General features: G+C 58.0%; 13 protein-coding genes. 10 read left to right on the plus strand and 3 right to left on the minus strand.

All coding sequences use genetic code 11. From position 1 onward, the window contains the following. The first annotated feature begins 116 nt into the window (after positions 1-116). From MJA45_RS12810 to MJA45_RS12830, 5 genes are all read left to right on the plus strand, one after another. Entirely contained in the window at positions 117-1,655 is a 1,539-nt protein-coding gene (locus tag MJA45_RS12810; protein WP_315607635.1) for an FAD-dependent oxidoreductase, read from the plus strand. Between the two features lie 179 nt (positions 1,656-1,834). Then, positions 1,835-2,944, plus strand: coding sequence for a type III polyketide synthase (locus MJA45_RS12815; RefSeq protein ID WP_315607636.1), 1,110 nt, complete (start codon positions 1,835-1,837; stop codon positions 2,942-2,944). Continuing rightward, entirely contained in the window at positions 2,937-3,656 is a 720-nt protein-coding gene (locus tag MJA45_RS12820) for a methyltransferase domain-containing protein (protein ID WP_315607637.1), read from the plus strand. Before MJA45_RS12815 ends, MJA45_RS12820 begins: the two co-directional genes overlap by 8 nt. A gap of 23 nt (positions 3,657-3,679) precedes the next feature. Beyond that, a complete protein-coding gene (locus MJA45_RS12825; protein WP_315607638.1) occupies positions 3,680-4,810 on the plus strand; it encodes an NAD(P)/FAD-dependent oxidoreductase in 1,131 nt (376 codons plus the stop codon). Between the two features lie 17 nt (positions 4,811-4,827). Continuing rightward, positions 4,828-6,975, plus strand: coding sequence for an MMPL family transporter (locus MJA45_RS12830; protein WP_315607639.1), 2,148 nt, complete (start codon positions 4,828-4,830; stop codon positions 6,973-6,975). Between the two features lie 18 nt (positions 6,976-6,993). Here the strand turns inward: MJA45_RS12830 and MJA45_RS12835 are convergent, their stop codons facing one another. Next, positions 6,994-7,518, minus strand: a complete 525-nt coding sequence (locus tag MJA45_RS12835) for a CBO0543 family protein (protein WP_315607640.1) — start codon at positions 7,516-7,518, stop codon at positions 6,994-6,996. A gap of 154 nt (positions 7,519-7,672) precedes the next feature. On the opposite strand from MJA45_RS12835, the gene MJA45_RS12840 reads away from it, so the two are divergent. Together MJA45_RS12840 and MJA45_RS12845 are read left to right on the plus strand one after the other, a co-directional pair. Continuing rightward, positions 7,673-8,185 carry a type 1 glutamine amidotransferase domain-containing protein gene (locus tag MJA45_RS12840; RefSeq protein WP_315607641.1) on the plus strand — a complete coding sequence of 171 codons (513 nt, stop codon included), beginning with the start codon at positions 7,673-7,675 and terminating at the stop codon, positions 8,183-8,185. Between the two features lie 112 nt (positions 8,186-8,297). Next, complete coding sequence (locus tag MJA45_RS12845) at positions 8,298-9,263, plus strand: MsnO8 family LLM class oxidoreductase (RefSeq protein WP_315607642.1); 966 nt, start codon at positions 8,298-8,300, stop codon at positions 9,261-9,263. A 42-nt stretch (positions 9,264-9,305) separates the two neighbouring features. Here MJA45_RS12845 and MJA45_RS12850 read toward each other — a convergent pair whose 3' ends face one another. Next, on the minus strand, positions 9,306-9,527 hold the full coding sequence (locus MJA45_RS12850; RefSeq protein WP_315607643.1) for a hypothetical protein: 222 nt from the start codon (positions 9,525-9,527) through the stop codon (positions 9,306-9,308). 169 nt (positions 9,528-9,696) lie between these two features. On the opposite strand from MJA45_RS12850, the gene MJA45_RS12855 reads away from it, so the two are divergent. Both MJA45_RS12855 and MJA45_RS12860 read left to right on the plus strand, forming a co-directional pair. After that, a complete protein-coding gene (locus MJA45_RS12855; RefSeq protein WP_315607644.1) occupies positions 9,697-12,000 on the plus strand; it encodes an ATP-dependent DNA helicase in 2,304 nt (767 codons plus the stop codon). Positions 12,001-12,076: 76 nt separating this feature from the next. Next, complete coding sequence (locus tag MJA45_RS12860; protein ID WP_315607645.1) at positions 12,077-13,027, plus strand: 3'-5' exonuclease; 951 nt, start codon at positions 12,077-12,079, stop codon at positions 13,025-13,027. A 194-nt stretch (positions 13,028-13,221) separates the two neighbouring features. Here the strand turns inward: MJA45_RS12860 and MJA45_RS12865 are convergent, their stop codons facing one another. After that, entirely contained in the window at positions 13,222-13,551 is a 330-nt protein-coding gene (locus tag MJA45_RS12865) for a winged helix-turn-helix transcriptional regulator (protein WP_315607646.1), read from the minus strand. 265 nt (positions 13,552-13,816) lie between these two features. On the opposite strand from MJA45_RS12865, the gene MJA45_RS12870 reads away from it, so the two are divergent. Then, positions 13,817-15,043 carry an MFS transporter gene (locus MJA45_RS12870; protein ID WP_315607647.1) on the plus strand — a complete coding sequence of 409 codons (1,227 nt, stop codon included), beginning with the start codon at positions 13,817-13,819 and terminating at the stop codon, positions 15,041-15,043. The last annotated feature ends 34 nt before the right edge of the window (positions 15,044-15,077 follow it).

Here is a 15,077-nt window from a genome sequence, read left to right on the forward strand (position 1 = left end):
AACCCATGTTTGCCCCATTATAGCATGGGGTAAAGGGGATAAGAAGAAATTTCTGGAATAGAAGGCCGGATTCTGGTTATATTATCCCAAATACGCCCAGTAAAGGAGTTGTATTCATGTCTCAGCAACCTCCATCGTCCCGGTTTCCACAGTTTCCCGAATCCTATTGGATCGCTTCCGAGGAAATCCCTGCCCAGCCCAAGCTCATGGAAGATATCGAGGCCGACGTGACGATTGTGGGAGCCGGCCTTACCGGTCTTACCACCGCTTATCTTCTGGCCGAGCGTGGGGTAAGGGTGGTCGTTCTCGAAGCCGGCAGGATGGTTCACGGAACGACGGGCCATACGACAGCCAAGGTCACGGCTCAGCACAGCCTGTTCTACGACGAGCTTATTTCCCATTTTGGAGAGGACAAGGCCAGGCTTTACTACCAGGCCAATCAGGAAGCCGTCGATTTTGTCAAAAAGCTGGTTAACGACCACAGCATCGGCTGTCAGCTAAGCGAAGAAGACGCCTATGTTTACACCCAGTCCGATTCCTATGTCGAGAAACTCCAAAAAGAAGCCGAAGCCTATCGTAAGCTCGGGATTCCCGGGGGATATGCGGAGCGGATTTCCCTTCCGTATGAGACCAAAGGCGCGGTGGGAATGAAGAACCAGGCTCAGTTCAATCCGGTGCCTTTCCTGAAGCATCTCGCCGGCCACATCATCCGCATGGGCGGCAGAATCTATGAGAATACGACGGTCAACGGTGTGTCCAAGGAAGAGATGCCCAAGGTCAAGACGAGCGACGGTCATCAGGTGACCTGCCGCCACGTGGTGGTGGCTTCGCACTTTCCTTTCAATGACCGGAACGGCTTCTATTTCTCCCGGCTTCACGCGGAACGCTCCTATGTCATCGCCGGCAAAACGAAGGTTCCGTTCCCCGGGGGGATGTACATCAGTGCCGAAACCCCCACGAGGTCCCTGCGTTCGGTCCGGATAGACGGCGAACCGATGGTCATTTTCGGCGGCGAAGGCCATAAGACGGGGCAGGGCATCTGCACCTTCCAGTATTACGAAGCCCTGGAACAGTTCGCCCGGGAGGAATTCGGACTTGAGGAGATAGCTTACCGGTGGTCCGCCCAGGATCTCTATACGCTGGATAAAGTACCGTACATTGGACAAATGCTGAAGGACCAACCCAACATCTATATGGCGACGGGGTATAAAAAATGGGGGATGAGTACCAGCGTGGCGGCGGCCATCCTTAACACGCGGCTGATTACCGGCGAGGGCAGCCCCTATGCGGAGCTGTTCTCCCCTCAGCGCTTCCATGCCGACCCCGACGTGAAAACATTCGTTGCCCAGAACACCAACGTAGCCGCCAACCTGTTGGCGGGCAAGCTCGACCTCAATTACCGCAAGCCCGAAGAACTGGGCAGCGATGAAGGAGGCGTCGTCAAGATCAAGGGCAAGCGTACGGGGGCTTACCGGGACAAGCAGGGCCAGCTTCATCTGGTCGACACCACCTGCAAGCATATGGGGTGCGAAGTGAATTGGAACGCGGCCGAGCGCACTTGGGATTGTCCCTGCCATGGCTCCCGTTACGACCACACGGGCCAGGTTATCGAAGGTCCGGCCAAGCAGGCCCTTGATCCTGTCAAGGGAGAGTAAGATCCTATAAGATTCGAACCAGAACCAATCTTCATTCTGGAAGGGAAGACAGCCTGCTAACGGGCTGTCTTTTTTTGTTGGAGATGACTGTCCGGAAGCTTCCGGCGCGGCTTATGTTCATAAAGAAGAATAAGCCGGAATAATATGGATAAGAAGGCAGCGGACAGGAGGAGATCTTTATGGATTATAAACGTAGACAAGACCCCGTCATTCTGGGAATAGGGACGGTGGTTCCGGATGGCCTTATCATCCAATCCGAGGTGGCGGGCAGGCTGGCGGAAGGGCTTAAGGAATACCCCGATTCGATGCGCTGGGCCAAACGAATCTTTCGCGGATGCGGGGTGGAGACCCGTTATACCTGCGAACCGGAGCTCCTCCGGGAGGCTTCGGAATGCTCTTATCTACCTTATGCCTCCGGACAAGCCGCCCCCACCACGAGAGAACGGATGGAGAAATACAAGCGGGAGGCGGTTCCTTTGGCGGTGCAGGCCGCTAGGCGGGCGCTGGCCGACAGCGGGATCGGGCCCGATGCCCTTACCCATCTGATGACCGTGAGCTGTACGGGGCAATTTCTTCCCGGTCTTGATGCTTCCCTCGTCCAAGAGCTGGGTCTGTCCGGCCGGGTTAACCGGATCCCTCTCCAATTCCTCGGATGTGCCGCCGGCTTGAAAGCGATCGGGCTGGCCCGGCAAACGGTGGCGGGAGAGCAGGAGGCCAAGGTACTCGTGGTCTGCGTAGAGCTGTGCACCCTGCACATACAGCCTTCTACCCGAAGGGAAGCTTTGTTCGGAGCTTCGTTTTTCGGGGACGGAGCGTCCGCCTGCGTAATCGGAGCGGAGGAGGAGAGCCGGCAGGGTTATTACCGGCTTCTGGACAGCCGGTCGGTGCTCTTTCCGGATTCGGCGGGCGATATGGTGTGGGAGGTCGGCAACCACGGCTTCGAGCTGTACCTTTCTCCCGACATTCCCAAGCTTCTCGGGCGGCATCTTCCGGACGAGCTGGGCCGGTTCCTGGAAGGACGGAGGAAGCCCGAGCTGTGGGCCATCCACCCGGGCGGCCGGGGGATCGTGGATACGCTGGAGGATATTTTCGCGTTGACGGAGGAACAGACCTTCCCGAGCCGCCATATCCTGAGCCGCTACGGGAACATGTCTTCCGCCACGATTCTATTCGTTCTTCAGGAAATGAGAAGGCAGCAGGTCGAGCTGGGAAAAAGAGAAGCGGAGGGAACGGCGCTTGCCTTCGGCCCGGGCTTGACGGCCGAGCTTCTCCGGTTTCAATATGTTTAGCTTCCTAGACCGGCGGGCGGAGCAGCCCGAGCTGATGGATGACCTCCGCGCCGGAGGGCCGGAGCTGGAGGAGGCGCTTGTGCATCTGCGCCGGCTTAACCGAATCTTCCACGCAGCCGGTCCTCTGCTCTATGGAGTGGATCGGCTGTGGCGGGAGGCGGGCAAGCCGGCCCGGCTGACGGTGCTTGATGCCGGCTGCGGATCGGGCGAAGGGAACAGGCGGGTCCTCCAATGGGCGGATTCCCGGGGGGTGGACGTTCGGGTCACCTTGGTCGACCGGTCGGAGGAAGCGTGTACCGAGGCAGCCCGTCTGTTCCGCTACGAGCCACGGGTCCAAGTCAGGCAGGGGGACCTGTTCGGGCTGTCTCTACGTGAGGCGGATATCGTGACCGCCGGTCAAGTATTTCATCACTTCGGCCAGGAGGAGCTTCCGGCTGCGGCCCGGGCGTTGGCGGAAGCTTCCACGATTGGCACCGTCATTCATGATATTCACCGGCATTGGATAGCCTGGTGCGCAGTCTGGCTGACGGCCCGACTGGTTTCGCGCAACCGCTATATCCGCCACGACGGACCGTTGTCCGTTCACAAAGGCTTTCGCGAGGGGGACTGGAAGAAGGTGGGGGACGAGCTGGCGGGATACCGCCTGACCTGCTCGTGGAGGCCCTTGTTCCGGTACGCGGTGCTGGTGACCAGGGAGCCGCGAAGTCTTTGATCCCGGCAGGGGAGGAGGATAAGATGGAAGCCTGTTATGATGTGGCGATTATTGGAGCAGGAATCGCAGGCAGCGCGGTAAGCAAGCTTCTGTCCGATAAGGGATGGAAAACGCTCCTGCTTGACCGCCGAATGTTTCCGCGTCACAAAGTGTGCGGCGAATTCCTCTCGCCCGAAGCCTTAAGCATGCTGGAGGGGCTCGGGGTCAAACCGGAAATCGAAGCCCGGAGCCCGGCGATCCTGACGAAAGCCCGGCTGGTTCCCGCCCAGGGGGAGGCGGTGGAGATCCCGCTCCCCGGCCCGGCTTGGGGCCTTAGCCGGTACGCCCTCGACCCCATCCTCCAGCGTGCCGCGGTTCAGGCAGGAACGGAGCTGCACACGGGGATGACCGTGGCGGACGTTCAGGCGGGGGATGGAATCTGTTCGATAGCGGCCCGAAGCCGGAACGGCAGCGTTTCGTTACAGGCGCGGACCGTCATCTATGCCTGCGGAAGCCGGGAAGGGAATCAGCCGGCAGGCGAAGCCCCCACCTATATGGGGGTGAAAGCCCACATGGCGGGGCTGGCGCCATCCGGAGCGGTCGAGCTCTATTTCTTCCCGGGAGGCTATCTGGGCCTGAACGAGGTGGAGGGGGGAGTATTCAACGCGGCCGCGCTGATTCATCCACGTGCCTTCGAAGGGACGGAGGGAACGGTATTTAGCCTCCTCCGGGAGGCGGCGCGGCGGAATCCACAGCTCGAAGAGAGACTGGCCCATGCGGAGTGGCTGCCGGGAACGGCCTCCGCTTGTTTCCCCGTCCGGCTGAGCCGCAGACCGGTGTTCTGGAACCGGTTCGCCCAAGTGGGGGACGCCGCTCTCCTGCTTCCCCCGCTATGCGGGGACGGCATGTCCGTCGCCCTTCGCTCAGCGCTTATATGCGCGGGGCTTGCCGACCGGTTCCTGGCGGGGGAGAGCACGGTCGAGGACTGGCAAACCCGGTATACCGAAGCGATGAGCTCTCAGATTCGCCGGCCGCTCCGCTGGGGAAACCGGCTGCATGCTGCAAGCGAGCGGACGCTGCTTCCCGCTGTGCTTTTTCGGCTGGCCGGGGTGAGCCCTTGGCTGGCCTCCTCGCTTCTTAAAGCTACCCGCCTGAAAGATTTTGCTGACGGATGAGACAGGGAGGAGAGCCTATGCTCCTGTTAAGATTGGGCATGACCGCTTTCCGGTTTCCCCGTACGGTCCTTATGCTGTGGGGCATGCTGCTCGCCCTGTCGGCGGGTCCGGCCTTTGACCTTCCCGGCGTTCTTAAGGATCATGGGCTGGTCGCCGATGGGAGCTATCTGGAGGTTAAGCATAGGCTCTCCGCCGAATTCGGGATTCCGGAGGATCCGGTCCTTGTCCTGTTCAACAAGCGATCCGGCGCATCCGGCATGGAATTCATCCGGTTCATCAAGCGGACCATGGAGGAGTTGAAAGAAGTTCCAGGGGTGCGCGGCTATCTTTCCCCTCTCGAAAAGGAAGGAATGCTCAAGGACACCGCGGCTTATGGCATCCTGATCCTTCCTCCTGCCGGCAGCGAAAGAACCGCCGTCGTTACCCGCTTGAGGGATAAGCTTCCCCTGGACCTATCCGCCACGGTAAGGCTGACGGGAAAGCCGGTCGTGCAGCAGGATGTAAACGTTGCGAGCCGGCGGGATCTCGGCCGAGCGGAACGGATCGGGCTTCCAGCCGCTTTTCTGATCCTCTGGTGGGCGTTCCGCGGCCCGGTCTCCGCCCTTCTTCCCGTGGCGGCCGGTCTCACCGCTGTAGTCACCGCCATGGGGGCTTTGTCGAGGCTCGGCCAAGCCTTCGAGCTTTCCCATTTTGTTCTCAATGTGGTTCCAATGGTGGGCATTGCGCTCAGCATTGATTTTGCACTCCTGTTGGTGAGCCGCTACCGGGAAGAGCTCGGCCGGTTGACCGCCGAAAAGGCCATGAACCGAACGCTCCGGACTGCCGGACGGGCCGTCTTCTATTCGGCCTGCTGCGTAGCCCTGGGGCTGGCCGGGATTTGCAGCATCCGGCTCCCGATGTTTCAAAGCGTCACCGCCGGGGCTTTGACGGTTCTGGCCGCTGCGGTGCTGGCTGCCTTCACGCTGCTCCCCGCGGCACTGGCTCTTCTCACCCCGGTGATGAAGAGCCGGAACCGGGAAAGGGGCTTGGCCGGTACCAGCCGACCGGACCTCTGGCAGCGACTTGCGAGGCAGCTCCTGGCTAGACCGTTTAGGACCGGGGGCTTGGCCCTCATTCTTTTGGCGATTGGCATGATGCCCCTGCGAACCATGGGGATAGCCATCCCGGATGCGTCCTCGCTTCCTGCGGGCTATGAATCCCGTGCCGCGGCGGAAGCTTACGAGGAGCTCTTCGGGGAAGGAGGGAAGGCACGCGTTGATCTCTTGCTGCAGGGAAAGCCTGGACTCTCGGACAAGGAAGTAAGAGAGGAAGTTTATCGCTTGGTTGACAAGCTGAAGCGGGATCCTCAGGTACTAAGGGTGGATACGGATTTATTGATAGTGCCTCCCGCCCAGGGGAGGAATGAGGGAAGGCCGTCCTCCGACAGCGGGATGGCGGCCGCTTCGCTGGGCTCTCCTTCAACAGCAGGAACGTCCGTGCTCTTGCCGATAACGCTCAGAGCAGGAACCCATACGAAGGAAGCGAGAGAATGGGTTAGAAGCTGGGATCGGGAAGGGAGCGGGGGACCGGTTGCTTACCGGCTTGGCGGGGAGGCCAAATATGAGCAGGAAGTGTTCGATGCCGTCCGGGACGGGCTGCCCGCTTCGGTGGGATTTATTGGGACCAGCACCTTTCTTGTCCTCCTGATCGCTTTCCGCTCTTTCGTTATCGCCGTGAAGGCGATTGTGATGAACGCGCTCAGCCTTGCCGCCTCCTTCGGCATTTTAGCGGCGGTTTTCTCTCAGGGGGCCTTCGGAATGGAGCCGTACCCGGTGGCGTTGATGATTCCCGTCTTTGTTTTCGGCCTGGTGTTCGGGGTGAGTATGGACTACGGGATCTTCATGCTTTCGCGGATGGCGGAACACTATCAGCTGACAGGAGATAATGAACGGGCGGTGACATACGGGGTCGCTTCCACCAGCCGTTTACTGACAGCGGCGGCGGCGATTATGGTTGCGGTTACGCTGCCTTTTGCTTTCGGGGAGGTCGTAGGAGTCCGGCAGCTCGGAGTAGGTATTGCGGCCGCCGTGGCACTGGACGCGACGGTGATCCGGCTCATGCTCGTGCCGCCGCTCATGAAGCTGCTGGGAGACTGGAACTGGCGGCTTCCTAAGCTTTTTCGCTGATAGGCCTCGTATAGGTTACTAGGGCCACAATTTCATCGGACTTTCGAACGGAACATCGAAGTGGACCATCAAATAAATGATGATAAGAACCGACACGCTATAAGCCCCGAGCGGCTTCACGAAGTGAAAACGGAGCATGGGAAACATCATAATATCGAACAGGATGGAGTGGCCCAGATTCCAGCCGTGGTCGTAAGAGATCCGGCCCGCCAAATACAGCACCCACTCAAAGAAGGAATAACAGCCCACCCAGAACAGATAATAGACGGCCTTCTCTTGGATCGATCCGCCCTCCGGATAACGGGATAGAAACAGAAGGACGGTCAAGGGCATGGTGAGGACGGCGTAGACGATGACCGTTATCGGATGGTTGTATAGAAAGTCGGGATGAAATTTCCAGAGGACGAAACCGTGCGTTAAATATTCATAGAGCAGGCCGCCAACGGATATGTAAAGCATGGTGGGGTGATACACCTTCCAATTTCTCCAATCCCCCCAACGCCAAACCGAATATATGGTAAAAAGGGCGATGGCCACGTGCATGTCGGCAGCCTCCCGGATGTATTGGTCTGCAAAGCTTCCCTTACTTTACCCTGAAAAGACGTTCCCTATGATAGACCGCCGGTATTCAAACCACTCCTTTTAGGGTAAGTTACCTTTGTTGGGCTTTTTACATCTGGAAGAAGGAGTGGTACATGTGAAGAAGATTGCGTTTTTGCTCGCCAACGGTTTCGAAGATTCAGAGATGCAGAAGCCTTACGAAGAACTCGGCAAAGCCGGTTACGAGACGGTCATCGTAGGCCAGAAACAGGGCGAAGAGCTTCAAGGGAAGAACAAGTCGGTTACCTATACCTCCGATAAATCGATAGATGAGGTCAATGCCTCTGATTATGACGCTGTGGTCATTCCCGGGGGATCCTCCCCTGAGAATCTTCGCCTTAACAGCAAAATTACCGATTTCGTCAAGCAGATGAATTCGAACGGCAAGCCGATTGCGGCTATTTGCCACGGCCCGCAGATTTTGGCAAGCGCCAATCTGTTGAAAGGCCGCACGATCACCTGCTACCAGCCTTTGCAGGATGATATGCGCAATGCCGGAGCGGAGTTCGTCGATAAGGAAGTAGTCGTGGACGGCAACTTCATCACTTCCCGCCAGCCGAAGGACGAGCCGGCCTTTATCCGGGAGATCAAGAACAAGCTTGGTGAATAGGCTTCGGCGGTCCTTGCACCGCCTGCCATCCCGAGAAGAAGCCTTCCCCGTTTGGCCGGGGAAGGCTTCTTTGTTAGAATAGGGATTACCGAAAGAGAAAGGAGCGGAAGGGATGAAGCTGTCCGTCTTGGACCTGGTTCCCGTTTACCCCGGCTGCCGGCCGGAGGAGGCCCTCAGGCAGGCAGCCGAGCTGGCCCAGCTCGCCGACCGGGTGGGCTATACCCGGTATTGGGCGGCCGAGCATCACGATATGGCCGGTTTGGCCTGCCCGGCTCCGGAAGTGCTGCTCTCCCATATCGGAGCCTTGACCGAACGGATCCGATTGGGCTCGGGTGCTGTTCTCCTTCCGCATTACAAGCCCATCAAGCTGGCGGAAACTTTCCGTCTGCTGTCCGCGCTGTATCCCGGAAGAATCGATATGGGGCTTGGGAGGGCTCCCGGGGGATCGGCCCATGTCACCATGGCGCTCAGCGGGAACTTTCTCGAGAACGTGCGAAGGCTTCCCGAATCCCTGAAGGCGTTGACGGAGCTTCTTGAGGACCGTTATGTGCTGGAGGGCGCACAGGTCACCGCCAGGCCCATTCCTTCGGCTGGCCCGGAGCTGTGGATGCTCGGAACAAATGAGAAGAGCGCCGCCTACGCGGCGGAGTTTGGGACCGGCTATGTTTTCGGCCGCTTCATGAGCCCGCTAGGGGATCGGGAAGCCGCCGGTCTGTTGGACCGTTACCGGACTTCGTTTCGTCCGTCTAAGCCGGGAGCCGCGCCGCGCGTGATTTTGACGGTCAGCGTCTTCTGCGCCCCAACCGAGATGGAGGCACGCCGGCTTGCCGAGGAAGGGATGTCTATTTTCCGCCCGGACTCTGCGGCTCCTTCGTCCTCGGACGAGCGGGATTCGAAGGGACCGGAGCCTACGGACAGCGGGTACCGTCTGATTGCCGGTACGCCTGAGCAAGTTAGAAACCGTCTGGCCGAAGCCAGCCTCCTGTACGGGGCGGAGGAAATGATGATCGTCTGCCCGATACCGGATTACTCCGGGAGATTGGAATCTTACCGGCTTCTGGCCGAAGCCTGCCTCTAGAGGGAAGAACAAACGTTACCGGATCAGGTACTTGGATGAGGGTTATTCCTCGAATTCGGTCAAGCCTCTTTCCTCTACGTCCGAAGGCTCTCCGGAAGCGGGAATCACTTCATCCAGCGAGGTCGAGCCCACCGGCTGATCTATCAGACGGTCGATCCCGTTCTCCCCTTGAAGGGATTCGGCTGTTTCGAGCTGGTGGTTCAGCTGTTCCTGGATTTGACCAATGGTATTTTTGGGCTGCTGCCGGTTATCATTTCTTGTCATGGATACATACCTCCAATATGAGCTGATGGACATAACGGCCTATCTCCTTTATCTGTCTATCGTTAGCATCCTCCAAACCATCCCCGGCTATGTATCGGACGGTTTTCTAATCCGCCCGGGTATGAGATAATGAACCGAAACAAACGTTCCCGACAGGAGCAGGCAGACCATGATCATTCCTTTATCCGTCCGTTCTCTGGTAGAGTACGTTTACCGGAGCGGCAGCATCGAAAGCGGCTTTATGACGATGACTCCCCTGAGCGAAGGGACCAAGGCCCATCAGAAGCTTCAGAACGAATATAAGGAGACGGACCGCAAAGAAGTCCAGCTGAAGGCGGATCTGGAAGCGGGAGGAATCCTTTTCGCGCTGGAAGGGCGCTGCGACGGCCTTCTCCAGACGGGAGAGGACTCCTGGACGATCGAGGAGATCAAATCCACCTCGCGGGAGGTGGGATCTTATACGGCGGACCGCTATCCCGTTCACTGGGCCCAGGCCAAATGCTATGCCTACCTGTACGCGCTTCTGAACGGAGTAAGCCGGATGGGCGTCCGGCTTACTTATGTACAGGTACCGGGCGGCGAGCTTAACCGGTTCCAGGTGGAGCACTCCTTCGCCGAGCTGGAGGAGTTCGTGAACGGCCTGCTGCAAAGTTTCCTTCCCTATGCGGAATGGACGATCCGGCACCAGCGGGAACGGGACGCGAGCATCAAGGAGCTCTCCTTTCCGTTCCCTGCTTACCGGGAAGGACAGCGCAAGCTGGCCGGTGCGGTCTATACAGCCGTCAGGGAAGGGAGGAACCTGTTCGCAAAGGCCCCGACCGGCATCGGCAAAACGATCTCCACACTCTTTCCATCTGTGAAAGCGGTGGGAGAAGGCCTGCTGCAGCGGATTTTCTATATTACCGCCAAGACGATAACCCGGACGGCCGCTGAAGACGCATTCCGGCTCATGACCGATCGCGGACTGAGAATGACCACCGTGACGATTACGGCCAAGGAGAAGGTCTGCTTTCAGGAGCAGCCGATCTGCACCAAAGAACATTGCGAGTTTGCGGACGGCTACTACGACCGGATCAATGAAGCCGTACTGGATACGCTGACCCATGCCGGTGCGCTGACGCGTCAGGAGATCGAGACCTACGCCCGCAAGCACCGGGTATGTCCCTTTGAGTTTTCGCTGGATTTGGCCTATGCCGCCGATGCGGTCATCTGCGATTATAACTATGTGTTCGATCCCCGGGTTTCCTTGAAACGCTTCGGGGACGACCAGCGCAAGCAGACCGTGCTGCTGGTGGACGAAGCCCACAATTTGGTGGATCGGGCCCGCTCCATGTTCTCGGCGGAATTGGCCAAATCCGGCTTCCTTGCGTTGAAGCGGGATTATAAGGGCCGGGCGGCCGGTGTCTCCCAAGCGGCCGGGGCCGTCAACGATTCCTTGCTGGCCTTGCGCAAAGAGGAGGACAAGAGGGAATGGGTACGACGGGATCCTCCCGAGGAGCTTCCGGAAAGACTGACGGCTTTCGCCGCGGAAGCCGAGAAAGAATTGATTCAAGGCGGAACGGAGGAGAGCCGGGAGCTGCTTCTGGAAACGTATTTTGCCGTCCAAGGGTATCTTCGCATTCTTAAGGGATACGATGAACGATACTTGACCTGTGTGGAGCATAAGGGAAGCGAAGTCCGCCTTAAGCTGTTCTGCGTAGATCCCTCGAAGCAGCTGAGCCAGACGGGGAAAGGGTACCGGGCGCGCATTTATTTCTCCGCCACGTTAAGTCCGATGTCTTATTTCCTCGATCTACTCGGAGGCACGGAAGAGGATTATACGCTGTCCATCCCGTCGCCTTTCTCCCCCGAGCAATGGGACGTAAGAATGGTTCCCCTCTCTACGCGATTCCGGGACCGCCCCCGTTCCCTGATCCCCATCAGCCGTTCCATCCGCCGGCTGGCCGCGGAGAGGGGAGGGAACATGCTCGTTTTCTTTCCTTCGTTTGAATACCGCGATGCCGTTTATGAAGCCTTTGCGCAAGAAGACGCGGAGGATTATAACCTTCTTCTGCAGGGGTCCAGCATGAGCGAAGAGGAACGCGAACGTTTTCTGGAGGCTTTCCGTTCGACGCCCGAGCGGCCCTTGATCGGGTTTGCCGTCATGGGAGGCATTTTCTCGGAAGGAATCGACCTTCAGGGAGACCGGCTGACTACGGTCATGATCATCGGGGTCGGGCTGCCTCAGCTCAGCTTCGAACGGGATGTGATCAAGCGGCATTTTGCTAAAATGGGCAAAAACGGCTATGACTACGCCTATGTCTACCCGGGAATGAATAAGGTACTGCAGGCCGGAGGCCGGCTGATCCGGTCGGAAACTGACAAGGGAACTCTGGTGCTGGTGGACGACCGTTTCCTGCAGCCTCATTACCGGAGCATGATGCCGGCGGAGTGGAGGAACGGGCGCATCGTTAACGAAAGCTCTCTCAGCTGAACCGGCTCTAGCCCTGAAGCCAGGGCTAGAACGGAGAAACCGCCATACCCAAGCACAGCAGATCGGAGGATATACCGTGGACTATATTGTATTGGATATTGAATTTAACGGAAGGAAGTTTGCGAGTGAGCTTCCCATGGAGGTTATTGAGATCGGAGCCGTCCGGTTAGGGCCGGATCTGCAGGAGATCGATGAATTCTCCGCTCTTATCAAGCCAGTTTATTTTGCCAAGCTGAACTCCTTCATCAAGAAGAAGACCGGGATTCCGCAGGAGGCGATTGACGAGGCTCCGGGCTTCGTTAAGGTAATTGGAGACTTCCAGGCATGGCTGAACCGCAGCGAAAGCTTCCTGCTTCTGACGTGGGGAGGGGAGGACCTGAAACGGATTGTGTTCGATACCCGCATGCATAAGCTGGATGACGCCTACTGGATGAAGGCCACTTATTATGATCTCCTCAAAGGATACCTGCGCTACAAGAACGTTACGAACGACGTCAGTGTGGAAGGGGCTCTCCAGGATCTCGGGATTCCGCTGGAGGGAACCGCTCACCGCGCCTTGGACGACGCCAAAATGACCGCCCACGTCTTCCGGGCTGTCTTCAGCAGCCTCGACTTCTCCTTGAGCCGTCATTACAAAGACGTGTATTCGAATGCGAAGGAAAGAAGATATGTCAAGAATGCCCTAAGGGATATGAAGGCGAAGAAGCTGGTTCCTTCCTGGGAACTCTTCACGGAAAAATATGTCAAAGACAAGCTTTCGCTAGAGGATCCCCGCAAGGCGGCGGAGCTTCAGGAATACTTCGCCGTGCTGACGGAAAAGGTCGAACAAAAGGTGCCGGATCCGGCCAAGGAGGCACTAGCCGTCGCCGCACCGGGGGCCGAGCCGGAGGAAGGCGATACGGATTCGACTGCTCCCTTAGAGGGGGAGCGGCCGGAGGGCTCCAATCCGAGGATCGAAGCCGAGGCGGACATCGGGAAGCCGATGCCTTCGCCGCAAACCACGGAGCGGGGCGAGCGGGAAGAATAGGGTAGAGAAAATCAAATATGGCGGCCCGCATCCTTGGAACCAAGGAGCAAGGGCCTGAACAAAGCAAAACCGCCCGGGAGCATTCCCGGGCGGTTTTGCCTTTGGTTCGACGTCTGCCGATGGAAGCAGGCTTTTTGGGGGAGCGGTTCAAACGGCAACAGGATAGAGCGGACCAGCGGCTTTCCGGAAAAACGTCACGTGGTGACCCGCTCGCAGCCGTTAATCTCCATATGCTGCTCTCCCCAGGCGCACATGGCGTCCAGGATCGGCTTGAGGGACCAGCCGTAGTCCGTAAGCGAGTAGATTACCTTCGGAGGGACCTGCTCGTAAATTCTGCGGCTCAGCACGCCGTCCTCCTCAAGCTCCCGGAGCTGCTGGGTCAGCATTTTCTGAGTAATCCCCGGCATCAGGCGCTTCAGCTCGCTGGTTCGTTTCTCTCCCTTGATCAGATGGCACATGATGACGACCTTCCATTTTCCTCCGATCACATCAAGGGTAGCTTCCACGGGTATGTTGTAGGCCACAGCGGGCACCTCCTGCTTAAGACATTCATGGATGTATAGAGCCTGAGCGATATGGGACGCCCTCCCATTGGAACGACATCCTCTCTTAAAGGCACTAAGGTACTTAAAGGTGCCTATATCACTTTGAAGTCCCTATATCACTTTGAAGTCCCTATATCACTTCAAAGTACGTACTTATCATGAGGGATCCATGGCTATATAATAGCATCTACAAGCCAAAAGTAAAGGATCCTTATGCTTGAATATAACCAACAGGAGGTTCATGATGAGTAAAGTTTATATAGACACATCCACCCCGGTCGGGGATACCCAATCCCGGACCGGTACGCTGGCACTGATTGCCCTGGCGGTCAGCGCCTTCGGCATCGGCACGACGGAGTTCGTTCCGGTCGGGCTGCTGGCCGCCATCGCCCAAGACTTGAACATGGGGATCGTATGGGCCGGGCTGCTTATTTCCGGGTATGCCGCCGGAGTGGCGGTGGGTGCTCCCATCCTGACCGCTCTTGCCGGAAGGCTGAACCGGAAGACTCTTTTATTGTGGCTGATGGTGGTCTTTATTATCGGGAACAGCTCCGCCGCTCTCTCGAGCTCCTTCCCTTTGCTGCTAATCTCCCGTTTTATTACGGCGTTTTCGCACGGAGTTTTTTTCTCGATCGGCTCTACGATAGCGGTCCAGCTTGTCCCGGAGCATCGGAAAGCAAGCGCCATCGCGCTTATGTTCACGGGGCTGACCATTGCAACGGTAACCGGTGTGCCCCTCGGCACGTTTATCGGACAGACCTTTGGCTGGCGCGCCACCTTCTGGGGAGTAGCGCTTCTCGGCGTCGTCTCTATGGCGGCTATCGCCTGGCTGGTTCCGGGTAACCTGCGAAAGCCGGAGCCTTCCCGGCTTTCGTCGATGCTCCCGCTTCTGACGCATCCGAAGCTGCTTCGTGCTCTGCTGATCACGGCCTTAGGGTATGGAGGAACCTTTGTTGCCTTCACGTATCTGACTCCGATTCTGCAGGAAACCATGGGTCTCGGAGAAGGGATGGTCAGCCTGGTCCTGCTCGCTTATGGCGTGGCTGTCGCCATCGGCAATTCCATTGGAGGACGTTGGGCGAATCGTCATCCGGCGAGAGCGCTGTTTAAGATGTTCCTCCTCCAGGCAGCCGTTCTGGTTCTGCTCAGCATCCTGCTGCCTCATCCTGCTTCAGGACTCGTCGGAGTCTTCCTCATGGGACTGCTGGCGTTCATGAACGTGCCGGGGCTTCAGCTGTATATGGTCCAACTGGCGGAGAAATATGCCCCATCGGCTGTGGATGTAGCTTCCGCTCTGAACATAGCCGCCTTTAACATCGGCATTGCCGCCGGTTCGTTGATCGGAGGCTGGGTCGTCGATTCCATCGGACTCGTTCACACTCCTTGGGTCGGGGCTTTGATGGTAGGGGGAGCCATCGCGTTGACGGGCTATTCGCTTAGGCAGGATCGGAAAGAGACAGGGCAGGGCTAAGCCATATAGACATATAGAATAGAAGAAAGAGCCA

The organism is Paenibacillus aurantius, assembly GCF_032268605.1.
Classification (GTDB): domain Bacteria; phylum Bacillota; class Bacilli; order Paenibacillales; family NBRC-103111; genus Paenibacillus_AO; species Paenibacillus_AO aurantius.

Excerpts from the sequence above, each read along its gene's own strand:
- MJA45_RS12810 (WP_315607635.1), top strand. The coding sequence starts at position 117 with ATGTCTCAGCAACCTCCATCGTCCCGGTTTCCACAGTTTCCCGAATCC.
- MJA45_RS12815 (WP_315607636.1), top strand. The coding sequence starts at position 1,835 with ATGGATTATAAACGTAGACAAGACCCCGTCATTCTGGGAATAGGGACG.
- MJA45_RS12820 (WP_315607637.1), top strand. The coding sequence starts at position 2,937 with ATGTTTAGCTTCCTAGACCGGCGGGCGGAGCAGCCCGAGCTGATGGAT.
- MJA45_RS12825 (WP_315607638.1), top strand. The coding sequence starts at position 3,680 with ATGGAAGCCTGTTATGATGTGGCGATTATTGGAGCAGGAATCGCAGGC.
- MJA45_RS12830 (WP_315607639.1), top strand. The coding sequence starts at position 4,828 with ATGCTCCTGTTAAGATTGGGCATGACCGCTTTCCGGTTTCCCCGTACG.
- MJA45_RS12835 (WP_315607640.1), bottom strand. The coding sequence starts at position 7,518 with ATGCACGTGGCCATCGCCCTTTTTACCATATATTCGGTTTGGCGTTGG.
- MJA45_RS12845 (WP_315607642.1), top strand. The coding sequence starts at position 8,298 with ATGAAGCTGTCCGTCTTGGACCTGGTTCCCGTTTACCCCGGCTGCCGG.
- MJA45_RS12850 (WP_315607643.1), bottom strand. The coding sequence starts at position 9,527 with ATGACAAGAAATGATAACCGGCAGCAGCCCAAAAATACCATTGGTCAA.
- MJA45_RS12855 (WP_315607644.1), top strand. The coding sequence starts at position 9,697 with ATGATCATTCCTTTATCCGTCCGTTCTCTGGTAGAGTACGTTTACCGG.
- MJA45_RS12870 (WP_315607647.1), top strand. The coding sequence starts at position 13,817 with ATGAGTAAAGTTTATATAGACACATCCACCCCGGTCGGGGATACCCAA.